Origin of the sequence: Chitinibacter sp. ZOR0017 (assembly GCF_000799095.1) — a bacterium.
In the GTDB taxonomy this organism is placed as follows: domain Bacteria; phylum Pseudomonadota; class Gammaproteobacteria; order Burkholderiales; family Chitinibacteraceae; genus Chitinibacter; species Chitinibacter tainanensis.
Map to the genome: position 1 here is coordinate 45,769 of NZ_JTLG01000045.1, position 22,383 is coordinate 68,151.

At 56.1% G+C, this 22,383-nt stretch carries 20 protein-coding genes; 7 read left to right on the forward strand and 13 right to left on the reverse strand.

What is annotated here, in order from left to right:
• Positions 1-213: 213 nt before the first annotated feature.
• The gene (locus tag L991_RS14630; protein WP_156129098.1) at positions 214-882 is read left to right on the forward strand and encodes an SPOR domain-containing protein; all 669 of its coding nucleotides are present in this window, start codon (positions 214-216) and stop codon (positions 880-882) included.
• 48 nt (positions 883-930) lie between these two features.
• The gene (locus L991_RS14635; RefSeq protein ID WP_034619742.1) at positions 931-1,590 is read left to right on the forward strand and encodes a thiol:disulfide interchange protein DsbA/DsbL; all 660 of its coding nucleotides are present in this window, start codon (positions 931-933) and stop codon (positions 1,588-1,590) included.
• 76 nt (positions 1,591-1,666) lie between these two features.
• Here the strand turns inward: L991_RS14635 and L991_RS14640 are convergent, their stop codons facing one another.
• The 3 genes from L991_RS14640 to L991_RS14650 all read right to left on the reverse strand — a co-directional run bounded on the left by L991_RS14640 (position 1,667) and on the right by L991_RS14650 (position 4,069).
• Positions 1,667-2,455 carry a hypothetical protein gene (locus tag L991_RS14640; RefSeq protein WP_028450438.1) on the reverse strand — a complete coding sequence of 263 codons (789 nt, stop codon included), beginning with the start codon at positions 2,453-2,455 and terminating at the stop codon, positions 1,667-1,669.
• Positions 2,456-2,659: 204 nt separating this feature from the next.
• Entirely contained in the window at positions 2,660-3,244 is a 585-nt protein-coding gene (locus L991_RS14645) for a hypothetical protein (RefSeq protein ID WP_047396796.1), read from the reverse strand.
• Between the two features lie 390 nt (positions 3,245-3,634).
• Entirely contained in the window at positions 3,635-4,069 is a 435-nt protein-coding gene (locus tag L991_RS14650; RefSeq protein WP_047396797.1) for a Spy/CpxP family protein refolding chaperone, read from the reverse strand.
• Between the two features lie 157 nt (positions 4,070-4,226).
• Between L991_RS14650 and L991_RS14655 the strand changes: the two genes are divergently transcribed.
• Together L991_RS14655 and L991_RS14660 are read left to right on the forward strand one after the other, a co-directional pair.
• A complete protein-coding gene (locus tag L991_RS14655) occupies positions 4,227-4,910 on the forward strand; it encodes a response regulator transcription factor (RefSeq protein WP_047396798.1) in 684 nt (227 codons plus the stop codon).
• Positions 4,910-6,007 (forward strand): ATP-binding protein, encoded by a 1,098-nt coding sequence (locus L991_RS14660; protein WP_047396799.1) that lies wholly within the window; start codon positions 4,910-4,912, stop codon positions 6,005-6,007. Before L991_RS14655 ends, L991_RS14660 begins: the two co-directional genes overlap by 1 nt.
• Positions 6,008-6,098: 91 nt before the next feature.
• Here the strand turns inward: L991_RS14660 and L991_RS14665 are convergent, their stop codons facing one another.
• The 4 genes from L991_RS14665 to L991_RS14680 all read right to left on the reverse strand — a co-directional run bounded on the left by L991_RS14665 (position 6,099) and on the right by L991_RS14680 (position 10,122).
• A complete protein-coding gene (locus L991_RS14665) occupies positions 6,099-6,326 on the reverse strand; it encodes a hypothetical protein (protein WP_034619744.1) in 228 nt (75 codons plus the stop codon).
• A 170-nt stretch (positions 6,327-6,496) separates the two neighbouring features.
• Positions 6,497-7,660, reverse strand: a complete 1,164-nt coding sequence (locus tag L991_RS14670) for a PleD family two-component system response regulator (RefSeq protein ID WP_047396800.1) — start codon at positions 7,658-7,660, stop codon at positions 6,497-6,499.
• Between the two features lie 158 nt (positions 7,661-7,818).
• Positions 7,819-9,720: a radical SAM protein gene (locus tag L991_RS14675; RefSeq protein ID WP_047396801.1), complete on the reverse strand. Its 1,902-nt coding sequence runs from the start codon at positions 9,718-9,720 to the stop codon at positions 7,819-7,821.
• 60 nt (positions 9,721-9,780) lie between these two features.
• On the reverse strand, positions 9,781-10,122 hold the full coding sequence (locus L991_RS14680) for a zinc ribbon domain-containing protein YjdM (protein WP_047396802.1): 342 nt from the start codon (positions 10,120-10,122) through the stop codon (positions 9,781-9,783).
• Positions 10,123-10,195: 73 nt separating this feature from the next.
• Between L991_RS14680 and L991_RS14685 the strand changes: the two genes are divergently transcribed.
• Entirely contained in the window at positions 10,196-10,405 is a 210-nt protein-coding gene (locus L991_RS14685; protein WP_047396803.1) for a hypothetical protein, read from the forward strand.
• Between the two features lie 54 nt (positions 10,406-10,459).
• Here L991_RS14685 and L991_RS14690 read toward each other — a convergent pair whose 3' ends face one another.
• Together L991_RS14690 and L991_RS14695 are read right to left on the reverse strand one after the other, a co-directional pair.
• On the reverse strand, positions 10,460-11,938 hold the full coding sequence (locus L991_RS14690) for a chemotaxis protein CheW (RefSeq protein ID WP_047396804.1): 1,479 nt from the start codon (positions 11,936-11,938) through the stop codon (positions 10,460-10,462).
• The gene (locus L991_RS14695) at positions 11,928-14,780 is read right to left on the reverse strand and encodes a PAS domain-containing methyl-accepting chemotaxis protein (RefSeq protein WP_081986707.1); all 2,853 of its coding nucleotides are present in this window, start codon (positions 14,778-14,780) and stop codon (positions 11,928-11,930) included. Before L991_RS14695 ends, L991_RS14690 begins: the two co-directional genes overlap by 11 nt.
• 347 nt (positions 14,781-15,127) lie before the next feature.
• On the opposite strand from L991_RS14695, the gene L991_RS14700 reads away from it, so the two are divergent.
• Positions 15,128-15,472, forward strand: coding sequence for a PadR family transcriptional regulator (locus L991_RS14700; protein WP_047396805.1), 345 nt, complete (start codon positions 15,128-15,130; stop codon positions 15,470-15,472).
• Positions 15,459-16,292: a DUF1700 domain-containing protein gene (locus tag L991_RS16690; protein ID WP_052190931.1), complete on the forward strand. Its 834-nt coding sequence runs from the start codon at positions 15,459-15,461 to the stop codon at positions 16,290-16,292. Before L991_RS14700 ends, L991_RS16690 begins: the two co-directional genes overlap by 14 nt.
• 60 nt (positions 16,293-16,352) lie before the next feature.
• Here L991_RS16690 and L991_RS14710 read toward each other — a convergent pair whose 3' ends face one another.
• The 4 genes from L991_RS14710 to gloA form a co-directional block, all read right to left on the reverse strand.
• Positions 16,353-17,123 (reverse strand): inositol monophosphatase family protein, encoded by a 771-nt coding sequence (locus L991_RS14710; RefSeq protein ID WP_028450450.1) that lies wholly within the window; start codon positions 17,121-17,123, stop codon positions 16,353-16,355.
• Positions 17,124-17,307: 184 nt separating this feature from the next.
• Positions 17,308-19,845 (reverse strand): phosphoketolase family protein, encoded by a 2,538-nt coding sequence (locus tag L991_RS14715; protein WP_308417286.1) that lies wholly within the window; start codon positions 19,843-19,845, stop codon positions 17,308-17,310.
• 536 nt (positions 19,846-20,381) lie between these two features.
• A complete protein-coding gene (locus L991_RS14720; RefSeq protein WP_047396806.1) occupies positions 20,382-21,779 on the reverse strand; it encodes a sodium:proton antiporter in 1,398 nt (465 codons plus the stop codon).
• A 103-nt stretch (positions 21,780-21,882) separates the two neighbouring features.
• Positions 21,883-22,263: a lactoylglutathione lyase gene (gene gloA / locus L991_RS14725; RefSeq protein ID WP_047396807.1), complete on the reverse strand. Its 381-nt coding sequence runs from the start codon at positions 22,261-22,263 to the stop codon at positions 21,883-21,885.
• Positions 22,264-22,383: the final 120 nt, after the last annotated feature.

Sequence of the window (22,383 nt, forward strand, 5' to 3'; positions counted from 1 at the left end):
GTCAGAAGCTGCGCATTTTACCAGAGCCGTTTGAATCTGCAAGCCCCTTGTGCGAAATTTTAGCCTCCCCCTGTTTGTGCCAAAAAACACAGCCCCGCTGCCCAGCGGCACTGCTGGCCAAGTATTCGGCTGGACAAGCCCCGCCCGCAGGGAGAGAATCACGCCTCAGTAGTTTTTCCACGGTTCGCGCACGGAGATAGTATGAGCCGCGACATGAAGTCGAGTCGAAACAATTCACGCAGCAGCAGCGCCCCCAAAAGTGGCGGCAGCTCAATGCTCACCGGCCTCTTGGTCGGGCTGTTTGTCGGGATCGCCATTGCCATCGCAGTGGCGCTGTTTTTAAACGCGCGTGGCAATCCCTTTGCCAAAGATCAAACAGTACCTAGCGATGCTCTCGCCAGTGGGCCGGAAACCACCACCAGCGGCCCGGAAATCCTGCAGCCGGGTAATGGTAAAGACGCAGTGCCGGTGATCACAACGCCGCCCAAAGCCTCTGCCGCCAGCGCGGTCGTCAAGCCAGAGAGCGCCAACGCCAGCGAAGACCGTTTTGATTTCTATAAAGTCTTGCCCGAAGCTGGGGAAAAAGGCCCTGCTGCCACTCCAACTAGCAAACCTAAACCCAGCAGCAGCCCGGCGCCCGATGCAAGCAAACCAGGCTTACTGCAAGTGGGCGCCTTTCAGAACGAAAACGATGCCGACAATCTGAAAGCCAAGCTGGCGCTGATCGGGATTGAATCGCGCATTCAAACCACCGAAGTGGCCGATAAAGGCGTGTGGCACCGCGTGCGCGTAGGGCCTTTCCACGATCAAAGTGAACTTGAACGCATTCGTGCGGTCTTGAAAACCAACGGGATTGACAGCACGATCGTCAAAGTCAATTAATAATACCTGCTGGCTACCCGCCGCCAGGGATAGAGGAGCTGAAACCAGATGTTGAAACAATGGATTAAAACCTGCCTGTTGACTGCCACCTTGCTCGCTGCTGGCACAGCCAGCGCCGCCATCACCGAAGGCAAAGAATACAAAGCCCTCGCCAAGCCACAGCCGGTGGCTGTAGCGGGCAAACAAGAAGTGATCGAGTTTTTCTGGTACGGCTGCCCACACTGCTTTGCCATCGAGCCGCATGTAGAAGCGTGGGAAGCCAAGCTACCAAAAAACGTGAATTTCCGCCGTGTGCACGTGATGTGGGATGGCCGCAATGATCTGGAAGGCCACGCCAAAATCTTCCTCGCACTGGAAGCCATGGGCCTGACCCGCAAGCACCAGATGGCGGTATTCAAAGCCATTCAGCAAGATCGCATCGAGCTGCGCCGCGAAGAAGCCCTGTTTGAGTGGATCGGCAAGCAAGGCATTGATGTGAATAAATTCAAAGCCAATTACAACGGTTTCTCTACCAAAGCCCAGCTGAACAAACTGAGCGCAATGAGCCGTGATTACAATGTGGATGGCGTACCGATGTTTGTCGTGAATGGCAAATGGGTGACCAGCCCATCGATGGTGGGTAAAGAAGACGACACCATTACCAAGGTGATCAACGAGCTGCTAGCCAAAGACAAAACTGCGCCAAAATCAGCACCGGCGAAGAAATAAACCTTAGCTCACGCTAAACAAAAGCCACCGCATGCGGTGGCTTTTGTGTTTTCAGACTCAAGACAAGAGCCTTGACCTATACCTCGCGGTAGGTTTTCTTATCGGCCGATTTCATTTTCTCGTATTCATTGCGCAAGATGCACACCAGCTCGCCCTCGCCGATCCCGCGCACTGTCACTTCGCGGGTTAACAGGTAATCGGTAAAAAACGGCGTGGTACGCTCATCATCCAGATCAAAACCGCGGCGATTAAAGGCAAAGGTAATACCGGGCAGCTTTTGCAGCCGCGCCGCCATATTGATGCACGAGCCCACATAATCATTGCCTTCCCCGACCGAATACACGGTGCCCCGCGCTAAGCCGACACGCAAGCGGTGCGGTGGCTCGGCCACTTTGGATTTCAGATTGGGCAGAAATTCGTGATGGTATTTTTTGCAAATACTGTAGCTACTGGCAACCACATTGCGCATGGCCGCTTGCGAGAGGCCACGGCAGCCCCATAAAACCAGCAGGCCATCGCCCAGAAACTTGGTAAAGAACGGCAAGGGGCACCACAGCGCCACGCCTTCGGCCTCATCTTTTTGCTTCATTTCATTGCGTAGCTCATTCATCAGCCAGCTAAGAAACGGGTGCAAGAAACTGGGTACAGATAAATGTGGATCAATCTGATTGCAGAATTGGGTAAAGCCTTCCAGATCAAACACCGCTGCGATCGCGTCAGTGGATTTAGATTCCAGCGACAAATCGCCCAAGCCCAGCATCGAGGCATTAAATTGCTCGAAAGATTCATGCTTCAGCAGTTTACGCCGCTGGCCATCAATCTCGGTGCGGACATAATCACTGCTGCGGGGCTTGTAGGTGGGCATAGCAGATCATGCAGAACGTGTAACAGCTGTTGATGATAAAGCCTGCGCCGCGGAATCGAAAGTCATTCCAGCGCACTGTGCTAAACACCCGCACCGCTGAATACCGCGAAGCCGCCGCGGCGAAGGCCAGCCTGGCAGATAGGGTATTGCCCACCGCGCATTATTTGATAACGCCTAGCAGGCCATACCCTATCAGATACTCACCTAAACCTGCGTTTCAACCATATTGCCACGGGGGCCACCGGTAGGCAGCTGGCTTTGAAAAGCGGAGAGAAAATCCTGCAACGAAGCCTGGCTACTATCGCCCCCTAAGGCCTGCACCAGCGTACTAAAGCTGCTTTGCAACTCACTCACGCTGTCGTCGCTACTGCCAGCGCTCACCTTTTGCAGCAGGCTTTGCAGATCGGCCGCCATATCGGGCTTGCCGCCCCCCATTCTGCCCGCCACGGACATCGACTCGCCCTCCTCCTCTGTGCCTTGGCTTTGTGCGCGCATCGACTGCATCAGCGTTTGCATAAACTGCCCCAGCGCCTGCTGGACGCTGCTGCTGTCGGTGCTGTCACTACTGCTAGCAGCACTGGTGGAGCTACTGGTACTGCTGGCCCCATCCAGATTCAGCCCCAACTGCTGTAGCGCCGAACTAATGGCCGACTGCAGCTTGCCGCCCCGCTCGCCCGCCGGCGGCGGGCCGGGTGGTGGAGCTGGGCGGGAGCCACGGGTTTCACTACTGCTACTGACCGAACTGAGCTGGCTTATCCAGCTACTATTACTCACACTGGAGATACTCATGATGAACTCCCAAAAAATAAACACAGCCCGCCGGGCATGGCCGCCCGACCAAGGCAGCCAGGCCTAAGCAAATCATCGGCCAAAACCTGCCAAATTCAGCCCTGCAAGGTGTAAAAGCAGGTAAAGCTGGGTTAAGGTCACGTGGCCTGCTCCCGTTTTGGCCGTGCAAAATCTGCGGCGACGCCCGTTCAAGCCGCTATTTCAGGCCCAGGCTGCAGCGCTAGCCCGCCCGCGGCAGCAGGGCGGCAAGGCGGAGCGGCAACTTTGCCGCCCCCGTCTACCCAAGCGCCAATAGGCTTGGCCCGCCGCAATAAAAAAAGCAGCGGCAAAATTCACCGCTGCCCAAGGTCGCCAAACGACCACACGAAGAAAACCAGCCCTGCCGCCGTATTAATGCCCGCGCGGTTGTGGCGGGCGCGCCAAATTGGCACGGGCTTGCTCTTGCTGCGCGGGGGTCAGCAAGGCATAAATCTGCTGCTCTAGCGCCAGATGAGCCAGCATGGCCTCGGCCTGCGTGGCTTGCTGCTGGGCAATCAGCACCCGCGCTGCCTGCGAATCGAATTGGGGTGCGGTAATGAGCGCGGTCAGCTCTGGGCTGGGTTGTGGTTTGGCCGGCGGCGGCTGCTTGGCCAGCAAGGCCTGTAACTGACTTTGCTGGCTGGCGCTGAGTACGATGCCATGCAGCAGCGGGCTGCGTGGTGGGTGCATCTGCCCTTGAGCGGGCGGCTCGGGCGGCATGGCCAGCGCCGAAGTGGGGGTCGCCACGGCACTTAAGGTGGTCAGCAAGACCGATAACAGGGCAGTACGGGAAGTAGAAACAGGCATGATGAGCTCCAGACTGCGTTCCGGCCCCTGCCGGATCACGTGTGCTTAGTCTGCGTGGCTCGCACGTTAATGGCGGTTAAAGAGATGTAAAAAGCCGTAAAGGTCGGCAAAGGCCGCGCATAAATCCGCTATCCTGAGCACAAACAAGGGGAACACCATGCCAGCCGCCGTGTTATTAGTGGATGATGATGTCGAGCTAGTCAGCCTGCTGCGCGAATATTTGCAGCAAGAGGGTTTTCGCGTGGGCGTGGCCCATGATGGCCTCAGTGGTGCGCAGGCCGCGCTATCGGGCGAGTATGCAATTGCCGTGCTGGATATCATGATGCCGCAGCTCAACGGCATCGAGGCGCTGCGCAAAATTCGCAGCCTGAGTAATCTGCCGGTGATCTTACTCACCGCCATGGGGGACGACGCCGACCGGATTATTGGCCTCGAGCTTGGCGCGGATGATTATGTGCCCAAGCCCAGCTCAGCCCGCGAAATCACCGCCCGTATCCGAGCGATTTTGCGCCGTAGCCAGCAAACTGCCAGTCCGGCGGTGCTCAAAATCGGCCAGCTGGAAATCTGGCCGGGCGAGCGCCGGGCCAGCTGGGCGGGCCAGCCACTGGCCCTCACCAGCACTGAATACAGCTTGCTGGAAGTGCTTGCTCAGCAAGCCGGCCGCCCAGTGAGCAAAGAGCAGCTATCGCAATTGGGCTTGGGCCGCCCGCTGGCGCGCTTTGATCGCAGCATTGATGTGCACCTCAGCAGCATCCGGCAAAAACTGGGGCTGTTGCCCGATGGCCGCTCCTGCATCCAGACCGTTTACCGGCAGGGCTATCAGCTGCTGCGGGAGGCCTAATGGGGCGGCTATTTTGGAAATTTTTCGGCTTTTTATTTCTGGCGCAGCTGATCACCATTTTTGCGGTGGGCATCACTTTCTGGCTGCGCGCGCCAGCCGACTGGCGCCACCCGCCGCCACCGCCACCCGCCGCCCATAATGGCAGCGATCACCCCCAGCCTCCGCCCCCGCCAGCGAGGCCACCGCATCGGGTACCGCTGGAAGCCATGATCGGCGGTGTACTCACCAGCCTGCTGTCGGCGGCCCTGCTCGCGCGCTATGTCGCCAAGCCGATTCGCGCCCTGCGCGAAGCCTTTGCCAATGCCGCCGCTGGCGAGCTGAACTTGCGCATTAGCGCGCCACTGGCACGGCGAAATGATGAATTGGCCGATCTGGCGCGTGATTACGACCAGATGGCCGAGCAACTGCAAGCCCTGCTCAGCGGCCAACGCCGCTTGCTACACGATGTATCGCACGAGCTACGCTCGCCGCTCGCGCGGCTACAGCTAGCCATCGGGCTGGCGCAACAAAATCCAGCTCGTCAGGCCGACGCTCTGCCGCGCATCGAGCGGGAAGCCCAGCGCATGAATCAGTTACTAGGGGAATTGCTCACCTTATCGCGATTGGAAGCACGCGTGAGCGAGCCACGGCAATGGCTGGATTGGCAGCAGCTACTGAGCGAATTAATTGAAGACGCCCGCTTTGAAGCCCAGGCCAAGGCGCAGATAATCGAATGGCACAGCAGCGGGGCTGCGGGGGTGTGGGGTGATCCGGAGTTGCTGCGCCGGGCAGCGGAAAATATTTTGCGCAATGCCATTCGCTATAGCCCGCCGGAAAGCGTGATTCAGGTGACTCTGCAGGCGACTACCGATGGCCATCAACTAAGCATTAGCGATCAAGGCCCGGGCGTCACGCCCACTCAGCTAGCGCAAATTTTTGCACCGTTTTACCGCGCCGAAGTTGGCCAGACTAGCGGCTTTGGCCTGGGGCTCGCGATTGCCGAGCGGGTGGTAACCGCCCATGGCGGGCAAATCTGGGCCGAGAATGCTGCCATCACGGGTTTGATTGTGCATATTCGCTTGCCGGCCGCAGCAACGACGAGCGAGCTAGATACATAGGGTAGGTATTAAGCTGAAACCACCATTTAGTAATGCTTTTAACGCAATACCCATTAAAAAAAGCCCTGCAGTGCAGGGCTTTTTTAATCGCTTAGTGCAGCACCACGTCTTCGTCGATGCGCACCAGATCATTCAGGTATTCGTAGGTTTTTTCGCCTTTAGGCCAGCAGACCCGTGCGCGGTCGCCTTCGATTTTCAGCACACGGCCATCGTAGCGTTCGGCGGTAAAGCGGCCGGCGAGGTTAACGCGAGCATTCACTGGCAGCTCGTTTGCCACGCCGGAAAATCGTTCGATCAGTGATGAGATCAGCATTAACATGATGGGCTCCTGGGTAGTCGGTGACGACTGTTTGTGTAGTTGATGCACGTATATTACGCGCATTTACTACGTAACTCAACTACATTTTATTGTCATTTTTACCCAGATGACCAACGGCGCTACGGTGCATACTGCTTGGATCACTGCCACAGCAACTCAACCCTGCGACTTTATTCGGCCTGCTGCAGTGATTCCTGCAAATGCTGAATGATGCCGCTCAAGCGATTTTGCAACCCATTTTCATCGCTATAGCTGGTGGCGATTTGCTCCCAGGTATCGCGGACGATATTCAGTAGCACCGCCTCTTGCGCATCGCTCAGACCCAGCCCGGCAAAGGCACGTTCCAGCTGCATCATGCCGTTACTAAAACTGATACCGCGGTTTTGATTCGATAAGCGCTGTTGCTGATCGAGGCTGTCTAGCGCGGCGGTCAGCGATTGAATCGAGCGCAGGACTGTTTCTTGGCGGCGCAAGGCGGTTTGGGTGATGTCGATGGCTTTCAAGCTAGTATCGGCAGCCTCAATCAGGATGGCCAGATTGTCGCGCAAGCGGCCGCAGCGCTCGGTATCTTCGGTGGGCAGATTATTGATGATGAGCCGCACCTGCTGAAAATGGATGGAGAGCCGGTTGCTAAATTGCACAACCCTCTCCATCGAAGACATCCGCTGTAAAATTGCGGTTTCCAGCTGGCTGGCCGGGCCATGCATATTCAGGGCATACAATTGCTGCCGATCCATCACCCCCACTACGGCTTCAAGCTCAAAGCCGCGAATTGCCTCGATAATTTGCCGGCACAAAGCCTGCGGGGTGCGAGCACTGTTAAAGGCTTTCAGCGCCTGCAGCAGTGCGCCGGTTTCGCCGACGCTGCTCATGGCGGTAAAGGCGGTTTGGGTGGCAAATTGCAGCTGCGATTGCATCAGCGCCCGATCGGTGGATTGCTGCAGCATGTGCGCGAGCTGGGTTTTCAGCAGTTTGGGATCGAGCGGTTTGGTGATAAAGCTTTGCCCACCCACGTCGTACACTTGCAGCAGCTCATCCAGATATTCGCTGCCGGACATCATCATCACCGGAATCGCCTGCCAGCGTGGATCGGCGCGCATGGCCTGACAAAGACCCAAGCCATCGAGGATCGGCATTTTGATGTCGGTGAGCACCGCCGCGACCGGCTCTTGCTCCAACACCGCCAAAGCCAGCTGACCATGCTTGGCGGTGAGCACCCGATATTCGCTACTGAGGTATTCCTGCACCAGCTGCAAGATCAGCCGATCATCATCCACCACCAGCACCAGCGGCAATGGCTCTGCCGCGCCCCCCTGCTCCAGAAACAAATCCATGCTGCACCCCTTGTTGAATCAGTGCTTTCAGCCTAGACCATGCTTAGGCGAAGGATAGGTCGATGTTGCAATGCGATGGCACCAAGGGCTTAAGATGCAAAAAGCCTAGAGGTATACCCCTCTAGGCTTTTCCACACATTGGCTTGCAAGCAATACCCCTAGTATTGATTCAGCGCCTTGGCGATAAAATGCTTGGGCACAGTCGGGCGCGGCACGCGGATTTCGAACCAGCTGCGCACGTCTTCATCCAGCAGATTGCCATGCATATAGTTGTACAGCGCTTTATTCAGGCCACGCCCCATCAGATCGTGATCAATAGGGGTGCGATCGATAAAGCCCACATCGTTTTTGGCAAAAGTGACTTTGGGCAGCGGCACCAGCTCAACGCCGTACTCTTCCGGGTTTTTCCCCACCGGCGAATGCACGGTACAGGCAAAGCGATGAAAGAAGCCCGACTGAATACAGCCGGCGGCAAACAGCTGGCGCACGTATTCCAACGCATCCACGGTGTCTTGCACCGTTTGGGTCGGAAACCCGTACATCAAATAGGCATGCACCAGAATCCCGGCCTGCGCAAAGCCATAGGTCACGCGCGCCACCTGATCAACCGAGACGCCTTTTTTCATTAATTTCAGCAGGCGATCCGACGCGACTTCCAGGCCGCCCGAAATGGCGATACAGCCGCTATCGGCCAAGAGTTGGCATAGCTCCGGGGTAAAGGATTTTTCAAAGCGGATATTGCCCCACCACGAAATCGTGACATTGCGCCGTAACAGCTCTTCGGCCAGCGCTTTAAGCATTTTGGGCGGTGCCGCTTCATCCACGAAATGAAAGCCGGTTTGCCCGGTTTCGGCGATGATGGCCTCGATACGATCCACCAGCATTTCGGCGGTGGTGGTTTCGTAGCGGGAAATATAGTCGAGCGTAACATCGCAAAAGCTGCACTTTTTCCAGTAACAGCCATGCGCGATGGTGAGTTTATTCCAGCGCCCATCGCTCCATAGCCGGTGCATGGGGTTGAGCATATCCAGCAGCGACAAATACTGGTGAATCGGCAGGCCATCCCAGGTGGGCGTGCCCACTTCGCTAAAGGGCACATCCGGCTCGGGCCAATTGATGTATTCGACTTTGCCGGCCGCATTGCGGATAAAGGTGCGCACCAAGCGCTGCGCGCTGCGCTCGCCACGCAAATGCGCCAGCAAGGCCAGCAAAGGGCGCTCGCCATCATCCAGCGTAACAAAATCAAAGAAATCAAACACGGCTGGCTCGGCCAGCTCGCGCAACTCGGTATTCACAAAGCCGCCACCCAGGGCGATTTTCACCTGTGGGGCATGCTGGCGGATCGTTTGCGCAATCCGGAAAGCTGCGTACACCGCGCCGGGAAAAGGTACCGACAGCAGCACCAGCGTCGGCTGATGCCGCGCCAGTGCGGCCAAGGTCAGCGCCTGCAAAGTTTGGTCAACCAGATTGACGGGGGCCGCCAGTGCGGCGGCCAGCGGCGCAAAGCTGGGCTGCGACATCGCCAGCGATTCAGCATAGCGCACAAACTCAAAGCGCGGATCAATCGCTTCGCGTACCACATCAGCCAGATCGTTCAGATACAAAGTGGCCAAATGCCGCGCGCGATCGTAGCTGCCCAGCGCACCAAAGGCCCAATTGAGCGGATCACCCGAGCCATCATCCACATAGCTTTCCAGCGCGGCGAAGCGCGCGCCTTCGGGCAGATAGGTGCGATTGGCAATCCGGTGCGCCAGTGTATTATCGCGCCCCTGCAAAAAGACCATGACTGGGTCAATGGTGCTGTCGTAATGGCTGAAATTGAGCAAGAAATGCTGTACGGCCAGGCTACGCTGCTTGCGCGGCAGCTTTTCGCATTCACGGCGAATCTCGCTGAGCCCTGCGCGGGAAAACAGCCTGAGCACCAGCGCCAACGCGAGGTCTTCCTGCGCCGCAATTTCTTGATTCGCCCGCAAAAAGCCGGTGATATACGCCGTGGATGGATACGGCGTATTGAGCTGCGTCATCGGCGGAATCAGCGAAAGAATGCGAAGTTCAGACATCAGGACACACCAGTAAAAACGCCGCCAGCTGGCGGCGGGATTGTTGCCACAGCGCGGCCATTAGGCCTTTTTCACAAATTCGGATTTGAGCTGCATCGCGCCAAAGCCGTCGATTTTGCAATCGATATCGTGGTCACCTTCGATCAGGCGAATGTTTTTCACCTTGGTACCCACTTTCACCACCGAGGACGAGCCTTTGATCTTCAGGTCTTTGATCACGGTGACCGAATCGCCATCCTGCAGCACATTACCGTTGGCGTCTTTCCAGACTTTCACGACTTCAGCACTGGCGGCAGTATCGGCCGCATTCCACTCGTGGGCGCACTCTGGGCAAATCAGCAGGCTGCCATCTTCATACGTAAACGCCGAGCCACAGGCCGGACAGGGGGGCAAAGCAGACATGCTGATTCCTTGTACAATAATAAAGAGTTCGCCACATTATACCCCGAGCGGACACAACCTCAGGAGCTAAGCGATGGGCATCAATTCCGCCAAGCAAGACGCCAAACGCCTGAAACGCGATCATCAGGAAGCCGGCCACCATGAAGATGAGCTGATCAACGAGGCGCGCCGCACTGCACTCAATGAGTGGCTGAGCCAGCGCAAACAAGATGGCCGCGCCGCCGCGGCGCAGCGCCACCTGGATAAACAGGCACTGCAACAGTTACAGCGCAAAAAGAAATAAGCAGGGTATTGCCGCTCATGCCTTATCTATTAATGACTGCAGGGCTATACCCCACTAGCGCGCCATCAACTGCTCGGCCAGCTCACGCAAATCCAGCACGCTCAGCAAGCGTGTTTGGCTGCCTTGCCCGGCCATTACGCTTTTCCAGTTTTGTGCCTGCGGGTTCGCGTGCAGACGCTGATGGCCACTCTCAAACGCATGCCCATCTTGCGGCGGCCACTCGGCCTCATCAATACTCATCAGCCGCGCTACGCCAAAGCCGATCAGCGTATCGCCGCATTCCACCACCAGCACACTGGCTGTTGGGGTGAGCGTAGGCGGCTCTAAGCCCAGCACCTGCGCGAGCGAGTAAGTCGCAATCGCTCGCCCGCGGTGCACCACCAAGCCGCCGGCATAATCACCGCCGCCCATCATTTGCTCCTGATGCTGCCAGGGCAAAATCTCCACAATCTGCTCGATCGGGGTGCCGACTTCGGCGCATAAATCATAAGTGAGCATCTGGCAGGTGGGGCGCTGTTGGCGGCTACCCGCCAGCCCGATTTCACCTTCGCTACGCATATTCATCCGGCCCAAACCTTGCAGATCGGCTGCGGCCTGCAATGCCGCCACATCCAGCATCAGGTAATAACCCAGTGCGCGGGTTTGCACCGAGGTATTGTGCTCGGGTAACTGCCGGCTATCGAGCACCCCGGCCAAATAGCGCTGCTGTGCAAATGAATGTGCGGGAATCGGCGCCAGCGACAGATCATAGGTCGGCACCACATCGTTGATCTCATCCACCAGAAAAGCTACCAGCCCAGCCGGAAACTGCACCAGAAAGGCCTGCTGATTGGCGTGGCGCAATTGGCTATTCAGCCCCAGCATGCGATACAAATCCACCGCCGGAATACTGCTGCCCGCGTGCTCCAGCACGCCAAGGCAAAACCCGCTGGCGAGCGCCGAATCGCGGTCGATATTCGGCGTGAGTATGGTGGTAAACACCGCATCGGAAGGCATGGCCAGAGGCACACCGCCGCAGCGCATCAGCATGACATAGCTTAGCTCCGCCGCGCGGCCCTCGCCCAGCCCTGCGACCGTTTCAGCGGGCAACACCATCGGTAAATCCGGCAAACGGCTCAAGGCCGCCGGATCGAGCACACTCACCAAAGCCGCGACATCCCGCCGCTGAAAACTACCAGCCAGCAAATGCAGCTGGCCTGTTTGCGCACTAACCGGCTGAAAATCACGCCCCTCGGGCTGAAACACTCCTTGTACGCCATGTGCCAAAAGGCCGATCAACTGGCCTTCGTGCGCCATGATCACCACGCTTTGCGCGGGCAACTCGGGCGTGCTCAAGCCGAGCACGCGGCGTAAATCCAGCACCGGGATTAAAGCACCGCGCAGATCAATCGCTCCGATAATCCCGCGGGCAGCCGAGGGGTATTCACGCAAACCAAGGCAGGGCGTCACCTCGCGCAAAGCTTGCAAAGGCAAAGCCAGCTGCATCTCATTCAGCAGAAAAACGCCGAATACCCGTTCCAGCTCATTGTTCATGGTATTTCACACTGCGCTGCAGCTCGTCGATCAGCCGCGCCACCACGGTGGCCATTTGCTGTTGTTGCTCGGCGGCTTTGGCAATCTCGCCCGCGCTGCTGCTGCTGCTGTGCACGCTTTGCATAATGCCTTCAAAGTGGCTGGCCGCCACTCGGCTCACTTGCGCCCCCTGATCGACTTGTTGATTCGATTGCTCGATCAGCTGCGTAATTTCTTTCGCGGCCTCCGAGCTGCGCTCGGCCAGCTTACGCACCTCGGCCGCCACCACTGAAAAACCGACGCCATACTGCCCGGCGCGCGCGGCCTCAATCGCGGCATTAAAAGCCAGCAGATTGGTTTGATTGGCAATCTCGCCAATCACCCGCACGATCTCACCCACTTTGTGCGAGCTGTGCTGAATGCGGTCGATGGCTTCAATTGATTTTTGCACCGATTCAAAGCCGGCCTCGGCCGAATGCGCCGACTCTTGGGCCAACATCGAGGCGGTGGCTGAATTCTCGGCCACCCCGCTAATCCCGCCAAGTAGCTGCTGCAACTGCATCGCCATTTCTTTGGTTTTGCTGGCGATTTGTAGCTCTAGCTGCACTTCATCGGTGATGTCGAAGGCATATTTAACGATTTTGGCGACCTGGCCATTCAAATCAAGAATCGGGTTATAGGTAGCCTGAATCCACACATCGCGGCCAAATTTACCCACCCGCTGAAAACGCCCGGACTTGATCTTGCCTTCGTTCAGATCCAGCCAGAATTCCCGATACTCTTTGCTCTGTACATATTCGGGCGCACAAAATACCGAATGGTGATGCCCCTGAATTTCCCGCAGGGTATAGCCCATGGTGGCGAGGAAATTTCGATTGGCAGTGAGCACATTGCCATCCAGATCAAACTCCACCACTGCTTGCCCACGGCTGATCGCATCGACTTTGGCTTTGTACTCGGCGTTTTCCAGCTTGGCCGTGGTGATATCACTGGCAAACTTCACCACCTTCACCGGCTTACCGAGCGGATTAAAGATGGGGTTGTAGCTGGCCTGCAGCCAGACTTCCTTGCCCCCCTTACCAATGCGCTTGTATTCACCGGCCTCATACTCACCCCGCTCCAGGCGCTCCCAAAAGGCTTGGTATTCCGCACTGGCCGCGTGCTGCGGATCGACAAACATGCGATGGTGATGGCCACGAATTTCATCGAGCTGATAGTTCATCAGCTGCAGGAAATTCTGGTTGGCGGTGAGCACACGCCCACTTAAATCGAATTCAATAATGGCATCCGCACGATCAATGGCGCTAATTTTGCCCTCGGCATCCAGCTGCTGCAGTTTGGTGGCCGTGATATCGCTGGTGATCAAAAGTACCTTTTGCAGGCTGCCATCCAAGGCCATGATCGGACTCATACTGCCGGTGAGCCAGACTTCACGCCCGCCCAGCGCCTGCAAACGAAATTCCACGCTCACCGCGCGCCCCTCGCGCAGGCTACGCCAGCTTTCCTGATAGCGCGGGGATTCAATATCCTCGGCAAACATGAATTCACGTTCGGTTTTGCCCACCACTTCTCGCTGCGAATGCCCAAGCACTTTCAGCATATTCTCGTTGCAGGCGGTAATGACGCCATCACGGTCTAGTTCTGCGGTGCAATTACTCAGTGAAATGGCCTCGATCCGCGCAGTGACTTCTTGCGCCGCCGATTTACGCTCGGTGATATTGGTGCAAAATTTCACCACTTTCACGACATGACCATCGATATCAAAAATTGGGTTGTAACTGGCCTGCAGCCAGACCCGGCGCCCGGCTTTGCCAAAGCGCTGATATTCGCCGGTCTCGAATTGCCCTTTGCCCAAGCGTTGCCAGAAGGTGCGATAGGCGGCGCTTTGCACCTCTTCATGCTCGACAAACAGGCTGTGATGCTGTTGCAGCACCTCATCCAGCGTGTAACCCATGATCTGCAGAAAATTCTGATTGGCATGCAACACATGCCCGCCCAGATCGAATTCCACCACCCCTTGCGAGCGACTGATAGCCGCCACTTTGCCATCGTCTTCCATTGATTTTTGCTTGGCTGGGGTGATGTCGGTGGCGAATTTCACGATTTTTACCACCGCGCCATCCGGCCCCTGCACCGGGGTGTAGGTGGCCTGTAGCCAGACCGAGTGGCCTTTGTGGTGCACCCGGCGGTACTCCCCGCGCTGGGCCATGCCGGCTTGCAAATTATTCCAAAAGGTCTGGTATTCCTCGCTCTCGGCGTACTCTGGCAAACAGAATATCCGGTGGTTTTGCCCCATCACCGCCGGCAAACTGTAGCCCATGGTGGCAAGAAAAATCGGATTGGCCGCCAGCACATCGCCCTGCGGGGTGAATTCGATGACGGCTTGCGAGTTGTAAATGGCCTGAATTTTGGCATCGTCTTCCGCCGATTTGGTTTTGGTGGCGGTGATGTCATTAGCGAGCTTGATGACCTTATATGGCTTGCCGGCTTTATCTTTCACCGGTGTATAGGTGGCCTGCAACCATACAGGGACGCCCTCTTTAGTGAGGCGCACAAATTCACTCTGGTGGTATTCGCCTTTGTGGAGCTTGGCCCAGAATTCTTTGTAATCATCGCTTTCTACAAAGCGCGGATAACAAAACATACTGTGGTGCTTGCCCACCAGATCGTCCAGTTCATACCCCAGCAGGTTCAGAAACACCGGGTTGGCATCCAGAATCACCCCATCTAGGTCAAATTCGATAATCGCCTGATTGCGATTGAGAGCCACCAACAGCTCGGCCAGCTCGATCGCGTATTGCTGTTGATTGGCCTGATTTTCAAGTTGCTGCAGGATGGCTTCGTGAGTTTGATTTAACAGCATGGCGAGTTCCTCAACGGGATGTCTGATTCACTATAAATCAGCGTGCCAAAATTGCTGCACTGCATACACGCCCAGTTTTGCGACAAAACAAACTTAGCTAAACACGGTGCCCAGCCCCATATACCCCACCCAAGTAATTACCTATAAGCTAATCTAATCATTGATCATATTGATATACCCAAGCACAAAATCATACAAAGTGGGCAGTTACACCAGCTACTTAGCCGCTATCGCCTCCCACTGCGGGTAATTTTAATTCATCACTACCTTGCATTACAAAGTAGCTTGTTTTACTCTAAATATATCGCCGGATGATGCCGACCTCATCCGCCCTACAGCGAGGACGCATGAAAACGCAATTACGCAAAGGCACATTAGAGATGTGCGTGCTGGCGGTGCTGGCGCAGCAAGATAGCTATGTGTATGAGCTGGTGAGCCGGCTATCGGCCAGCATGGAAATCAGCGAGGGCACGATTTATCCGCTGATGCGCCGCCTGCAGGCCGATGCCTGGGTGAGCACTTATCTCACCGAATCCAGCAGCGGCCCGGCCCGCAAGTACTACCGGCTCACCCCGGCAGGGCAAACCGCGCTGGCGCAGATGCAGCAGGAATGGGCAAGTTTTGTGAGTGAAATCAATCAGGTGCTGCAAGCTCATGCCGCGCCGCAAGGAGTGGATCATGCAACAAACTGAGTTTCTTAATCAGCTGGAAGCCGCTTTGCAGGCCTTACCCGCAGCCGAGCGAGCTGAAATTTTGGCCGATTACCGCGCTTATTTTGCCGATGGGCTGGCCGATGGCCGCAGCGAGGCGGAAATTGCCGCGGCGCTGGGCGAGCCGGCGCGGCTGGCGCGCGAGCTATTGGCCGAACGACGCCTGCAAAGCTGGGAAGCGCATAAATCCCCGCGCAATCTGTGGGGAGCGCTGGTGGCGCTGGGCGGTCTTGGGATCATTAATGTGCTACTGGCGCTACCGTATTTGTTGATGCTCACGGTGTTATCGAGTTTATGGCTGGGCGCGCTGGGCATTACATTCGCCGGTTTACTGCTCACCGGCACTTGGGCCACGCAAACCGTGTTTGGCTGGCCCAGCCTTAATCACAGCTGGGCCACTGTGGCGCAGGATGAAACCGGCTGGCCATGGGCGGGCCGGCAAGCGGGTGAAATTTGGGCCAGCGGCCCGGCCGGTGAATCGGTGCATATTCAGCGGCAAAGCGATGGCCAGGTAATTATTCAGGCCACCGATGGCGACGATGAGCTGCATATCCGCCGTGACGCCAGCGGCACGGTGCAGGAGATTCGCGCCAGCGATGGAGAAAACGTGCTCAATATTGGCGGCTGGATGGGGCCAACCCCGGGGGCGCTGCTGGCCACTGGCTTGGGTCTGCTACTGTTGGGTGGTTTTGGTGTGGTGGTCGGTGGATTGATTTTGCGCGCCATCTGGCGTGGCACTGGGCGCTGGCTCCGCTGGCAAGCCGAGTTGGTCAGCGGACAAACGCATCAATCAGCAGTCTAAAACTCAACCACAGGGTATATAGCTACAGTCATTGATTTAAAAAGGCTGCACCCATATACCCTATTTGTTTTTATGCACCCACGCTGACCAGCCGCTAAACAGGCTCGGCGTACGGGCGGCAATGGCGCTGCGGTGCCAAGGGTTTTCTTCCCAGTAGCTGTCATGGAATAGGCAGCCAACTTCACCGCCGGCTTCCAGCAAGATCAACACCCCGGCCGCGTAATCCCAGAGTTTTTGCGCGCCATGCAGCATGACATCGGTGCGGCCAGCGGCCAGCCAGCACCAGTCGATAGTGGAGGCGCCAAAATTGCGGTGGCTGTGATAGGGGTTTACCGTCACCACCCGCGTTGCCAGATGGCCTGACAGCCATTTGGTTTCGATGGAGGCCATGGCTTGCTTCAGTGGCTTATCGTCTTGCACTAGCGGCAGCCGATCATCATTTAGCCAGGCGCCGGCACCCGCTTCGGCGGCAAAACATTCATCCAGCACCGGCAGATACACCACCGCCAACACCGGGCGCTGTTGCTGAAACAGCGCAATCGAGACGGCAAAATACGGTAAGCCATGGGCGAAATTACTGGTGCCATCAATCGGGTCGACAATCCACAAGCCATCGGCGTGCGCCGCCCACAGCGCTTCTTGCTGATCCTGACTCATTTCCTCACCCAATACCGGGCAATCGACCAACTGCGGCAGCAGGCGTTGCAAGGCGGTTTGCGCGGCCAGATCGGCTTCGGTAAACAGGCTGCCATCGTGTTTGATCTCGGCCGCTACTTTACGAAAACGTGGCATCACTTCGGTGGCGGCGACTTCGCGGGCGATCTGGATCAGGGCTTGCAGCCGGGCACTGGGCTGGGCAGAGGTAGACTTCACGGGCAGGTTTTCCACAGGCAATCAGCGAATACAACAAAGGCTCATTGTATGCCAAAAACGTAAAAAACCCGCGCTGCTTTCGTCAGCGCGGGCTAGGGTATTTCCCAGCGGCGGCGGGCACCGCTGGTCACCGGTCACTGGCTTAGTAAGGCCATTTCCAGTTTTTAACTTCTGGCATGTCATCGCCCACTTGAGAGATGTACTGTTCGTGCTCAACCAGTTTGTCCACCAGTTTTTGGCGAACATGGGCACCGATTTTTTGCAGTTTAGGTACACGGTCGATCACGTCGATAGCCAGGTTGAAGCGGTCCAGCTGATTCACCACCACCATATCGAATGGCGTAGAAGTTGAACCTTCTTCGATGTAACCACGAGCGTGGATGTTGCTATGGCCGTTGCGACGATAAGTCAGACGGTGGATCAGCCATGGGTAACCGTGGAAGGCAAACATCACTGGCTTGTCAGTGGTGAAGATCGCGTCGAATTCGCGGTCTGACAGGCCGTGTGGGTGCTCTTCTTTCGGTTGCAGCGTCATCAGGTCACACACGTTCACAAAGCGGATCTTCAGATCTGGGAAGTGTTGACGCAGGATGTCGGTCGCAGCCAGCGCTTCCATGGTCGGGATTTCACCGGCACACGCCATTACTACATCTGGCTCGCCGCCTTCATCGTTAGATGCCCAATCCCAGATACCCAGACCTTTGGTTGCGTGTTTGATCGCTTGATCCATAGTCAGGTATTGCAGTGCTGGCTGTTTACCGGCTACGACCACGTTCACATAGTGACGTGAGCGCAGAACGTGATCAGTTACAGACAGCAAGGTGTTGGCATCAGCTGGCAGGTAAACGCGGATCACTTCAGCTTTTTTGTTCACCACGTGATCGATAAAGCCTGGATCTTGGTGAGAGAAGCCGTTGTGGTCTTGACGCCATACGTGTGAAGTCAGCAGATAGTTCAGTGACGGAATCGGTTTACGCCAGTTGATGTGGCGAGTGGTTTTCAGCCATTTCGCGTGCTGGTTAAACATCGAATCGATCACGTGGATGAACGCTTCGTAGCAGCTGAAGAAGCCGTGACGACCGGTCAGGTTGTACGCTTCGAGCCAGCCTTGGCAAGTGTGCTCAGACAGAATTTCCATCACACGACCATCTTGTTTCAGATTGTCGTTGTTGTTCACACCGTCCACTTCGAAGTGGTTAGCCAGCCAGTTTTTACCTGAGTACTCAATGGTGGCGTTCCAGCGATTCGATGCAGTTTCATCTGGGCCGAAGATACGGAAGTTTTTCTCGGCTTCGTTTTCTTTCATCACGTCAGCCAGGAAGTTACCCATTACACGGGTCATTTCCGCATTCACAGTACCTGGTTTGTCAAACTTCACTTCGTAGTTACGGAAGTCTGGCATTTTCAGGTCTTTCGACACTTGGCCATGCACGACTGGGTTGCTACCGATCCGTTTCTGACCTTTAGGTGCAATCGCTACCAGCTCTTCTTTCACAGTACCGTCTTCATTGAAGAGGGTATTGATTTGGTAAGATTTCAGCCAAGTTTCCAGGTTTTGAACGTTTTCGCCATCGATATCAGAGAATGGCACTTGGTGGCTGCGCCAGTAATCTTCGACTTTCTTGCCTTTGATTTCTTTCGGGCCAGTCCAGCCTTTTGGCGTACGCATGATGATCATTGGCCAACGTGGGCGAGTGATCATTTTGCCGGCAGCCAGTTCTTCTTTGGCTTTAGCGCGAATCGCGGCAAATTTGTCCATACACAAGTCCATGGCAGCAGCCATTTCTTGGTGGATGTCGTTAAAGCTTTCTGGTTTTTCGTTGAAAGTTTCAGTTTTCAGTTCAACGAAGATCGGCTCGTAACCGTAACCGGTAAACAGGGCCGTTACTTCTTCTTTATCCATCCGGGCCAGCAGAGTCGGATTGGCGATCTTGTAACCATTCAGGTGCAAGATAGGCAGTACGAAACCGTCGTTGATCGGGTGGATGTATTTAGTAGAGTGCCAAGAAGCCGCCAACGGGCCAGTTTCAGCTTCACCATCGCCCACCACTGCGAACACAACTTGATCTGGATTATCCAGCGCAGCGCCGTAAGCGTGAGATACTGAGTAACCCAGCTCGCCACCCTCGTGCATTGAGCCTGGGGTTTCTGGGGCTACGTGAGATGGGATGCCACGTGGGAAAGAGAACTGTTTGAACAGACGCTGCATACCGGCTTCGGTGCGGTCGATGTTCGGGAAGAACTCTTCGTAAGAACCTTCAACCCAAGTGTTGGCTACGAAACCAGGGCCACCATGGCCAGGGCCAGTGATGTAGATCGCGTTGATGTCGCGGTCGTTAATCAGACGGTTAGCGTGCACGTAGATGAAGTTCAGACCTGGTGTAGTACCCCAGTGACCCAACAGACGTGGTTTGATGTGTTCACGTACGAGCTTTTCTTTCAGCAATGGGTTATCCAGCAGGTAGATCTGACCAACTGAAAGGTAGTTGGTTGCCTGCCAGTAACGATGCATTTTGTCGAGCAATTCTGCAGATAACGGTTGTTGAGCCACGATACACCTCTTTTCTAGGTTGTGTTGAGTGTCTGAAGTGAGGAGCTTTTGTATCTCCTTACCCGATGGAGCCAGTATACGTAGCCCGTTCTGCCGGCTACTGATACAAATCAAAAACTGCGTTGGCAACTGCCCTAGCAGGCTGCGAATCGTTGATACAACGCAAAAAACCGGGCTCTGCGTGTAATTTTGTTACCGTCTGGGCGGCTAATTCGCCGCGCGCAAACAACAAAATCCGATTTTCCCTCCATCTGCACCACGTGTTCTGCGCGCTATCGCTAGCGCGCAGGGCAGCGCCTATTGAGCGTGCCATCAGCATATTACAAGACCATAACAAGCAAACTCAACGGATTATTAACACAAATCAATCGCAATACTGACACACAACAAAAGCACGCCAACTCGCCTGCCGCCCAGACACAAAAAAGCCCACCAATGGCGGGCTAGACTGCTGACAACCCCACTCGCGAAGCGAGACTCCCCCTCAAAGAGGGGGCGGAAGGGGTGGGAATAGAACATCAAGGCTGCAGTTTCAAAGCCATATTGCCTAGGCTCGGCTCTGCCGAGACTGGAAGAGTGTGGCCCTGCCACTTTGTCAGCAGCCTGAGCCCGCCACTGGCGGGCTTGGGTTTGCTGCACGCCACGGCTAGCGTGGCGTGTGGTGCTTAGTAATGGAAGAACACCAGTGTCATCAAGATATACACCGGCAGCAGGCAGCTCACTGACCAGGCCATATACCCAAAGAAGCTTGGCATTTTCACGCCCCGATCTTCCGCCACCGCTTTCACCATGAAATTGGGCGCATTGCCGATATAACTCATCGCACCCATAAACACCGCACCAGCGGAGATGGCCATTAGCGTGCTGGCCAGTGGGCCCATCATATGTGCAGCATCACCGTGCGCCAGATTAAAGAACACCAGATACGTGGGCGCATTATCCAAAAATGCCGACAACAGCCCGGTAAGCCAGAAATACATTGCATCATGTGGCGTACCGTCGGGGTTGCTCACCAGCTGCACCAAACCGGCCATGGCGCCAGCCGAGCCCGCTTTCAAAATCGCCAGTGCCGGAGCCATGGCGACAAAGATCCCGGCAAACAACTTGCCCACTTCCTGCATCGGGCCCCAATTAAAGTCATTGCCCGCCCGCACTTGCGCCGGTGTGATTTTCAGCGACAGCAAGGCCACGGCCAGCAAGCCCAGATCGCGCACCAGATCTTGCAGCGCCAGCTCCACTCCAAACACCGACCATACCAGCCCCGGCCGCCACATCCCTGAGAGCAAGACCAACCCCACAATCGCGCCCAGCAGCCAGAAATTACGCTTGCCATAGATTTTCAGCGCGCTATCTGGGGTTTTATCCACCGGCAGTACGCCTTCTTTGGTGAAGTAATGCCGATCCAGCAGGTAAAACAGGCCCAGCAGCAAGGCGGAAGTGAACGCCACAGGCGCAGCCATATGCTCGACCGTCCACATGAAATCCACGCCTTTCAGAAAACCCAGAAACAGCGGCGGATCGCCCAGCGGTGTGAGACCACCGCCCACATTGGCCACCAGAAAGATAAAGAACACCACCACATGCACATTATGCTGGCGGTTATCGTTGGCCTTCAGCAGCGGGCGGATCAGCAGCATCGCCGCGCCCGTCGTACCCATTACCGAGGCCAGCACCGTGCCCAGCGCCAAAATACCGGTATTGAGCTTGGCCGAGCCATGCAGATTGCCCCACACCAAAATCCCGCCCGACACGGTATACAGCGCAAACAGCAGCAGCAAAAATGGAATATATTCTTCCAGCAAGGCATGCCACAGCACCCCGCCCATCGCTGGCCACCCCGCCAGCAGCGCATAAGGCAGCGCAAAGGCCGCTGCCCAGAAAGCCGCCACCTTGCCAAAATGGTGATGCCAGAATTTCGGCAAGAAAATCGGGCACAGCGCAATCGATAATAATAAGCCGGCAAACGGCAACATCCACGGCAATGACAGGGATGCCCCATCCATCTGCGCGGCCTGCGCCAGCGCTGGGCACAGCGCCAATAGCGCAGTAGCAAACTTCCACATTTTTCTTCTCTCCCAAATACCATAGAGCCGTATCATGCTGCAGCACAATACGGCTCTAGGTTAGCTAGGCATACCCCTGCAGATACGCCTTTCCTTGCCCCAATCAGGGCTGGATAAACTCGATTTTATAGCCATCCGGGTCTTCGACAAAAGCAATCACGGTTGTGCCATGCTTCATCGGACCGGGCTCACGGCTTACTTTACCGCCCTTGGCGCGCACTGCTTCACAGGTGGCATAGATATCGTCGGTTTCCAGCGCGATATGGCCATAACCGGTGCCCAGCTCGTAGCTGCTGGTATCCCAGTTATGCGTGAGTTCCAGCACGGTATGGCTGGCTTCATCACCGTAACCGACAAACGCCAGCGTAAAACGCCCTTCCGGATAATCTTTCCGGCGCAAGAGCTGCATGCCCAGCACCTCGGTATAAAACGCAATTGAGCGCTCCAGATCACCGACCCGCAGCATGGTATGTAACATTCGCATCTTTTTTCCTCGTTCAACGAAAAGCGGCCACGCCGATTTTCTCAATGGTGGCAGTAGTTTACCGTGAAGCGCGCTGTTGCGCCCGCACCAATACGGCAATTTTTTTACAGAAATTCGCGC

Coding starts and splice junctions, on each gene's coding strand:
- L991_RS14630 (WP_156129098.1), top strand. CDS start 214: ATGAAGTCGAGTCGAAACAATTCACGCAGCAGCAGCGCCCCCAAAAGT.
- L991_RS14635 (WP_034619742.1), top strand. CDS start 931: ATGTTGAAACAATGGATTAAAACCTGCCTGTTGACTGCCACCTTGCTC.
- L991_RS14640 (WP_028450438.1), bottom strand. CDS start 2,455: ATGCCCACCTACAAGCCCCGCAGCAGTGATTATGTCCGCACCGAGATT.
- L991_RS14645 (WP_047396796.1), bottom strand. CDS start 3,244: ATGAGTATCTCCAGTGTGAGTAATAGTAGCTGGATAAGCCAGCTCAGT.
- L991_RS14650 (WP_047396797.1), bottom strand. CDS start 4,069: ATGCCTGTTTCTACTTCCCGTACTGCCCTGTTATCGGTCTTGCTGACC.
- L991_RS14655 (WP_047396798.1), top strand. CDS start 4,227: ATGCCAGCCGCCGTGTTATTAGTGGATGATGATGTCGAGCTAGTCAGC.
- L991_RS14660 (WP_047396799.1), top strand. CDS start 4,910: ATGGGGCGGCTATTTTGGAAATTTTTCGGCTTTTTATTTCTGGCGCAG.
- L991_RS14665 (WP_034619744.1), bottom strand. CDS start 6,326: ATGTTAATGCTGATCTCATCACTGATCGAACGATTTTCCGGCGTGGCA.
- L991_RS14670 (WP_047396800.1), bottom strand. CDS start 7,660: ATGGATTTGTTTCTGGAGCAGGGGGGCGCGGCAGAGCCATTGCCGCTG.
- L991_RS14675 (WP_047396801.1), bottom strand. CDS start 9,720: ATGTCTGAACTTCGCATTCTTTCGCTGATTCCGCCGATGACGCAGCTC.
- L991_RS14680 (WP_047396802.1), bottom strand. CDS start 10,122: ATGTCTGCTTTGCCCCCCTGTCCGGCCTGTGGCTCGGCGTTTACGTAT.
- L991_RS14685 (WP_047396803.1), top strand. CDS start 10,196: ATGGGCATCAATTCCGCCAAGCAAGACGCCAAACGCCTGAAACGCGAT.
- L991_RS14690 (WP_047396804.1), bottom strand. CDS start 11,938: ATGAACAATGAGCTGGAACGGGTATTCGGCGTTTTTCTGCTGAATGAG.
- L991_RS14695 (WP_081986707.1), bottom strand. CDS start 14,780: ATGCTGTTAAATCAAACTCACGAAGCCATCCTGCAGCAACTTGAAAAT.
- L991_RS14700 (WP_047396805.1), top strand. CDS start 15,128: ATGAAAACGCAATTACGCAAAGGCACATTAGAGATGTGCGTGCTGGCG.
- L991_RS16690 (WP_052190931.1), top strand. CDS start 15,459: ATGCAACAAACTGAGTTTCTTAATCAGCTGGAAGCCGCTTTGCAGGCC.
- L991_RS14720 (WP_047396806.1), bottom strand. CDS start 21,779: ATGTGGAAGTTTGCTACTGCGCTATTGGCGCTGTGCCCAGCGCTGGCG.
- gloA (WP_047396807.1), bottom strand. CDS start 22,263: ATGCGAATGTTACATACCATGCTGCGGGTCGGTGATCTGGAGCGCTCA.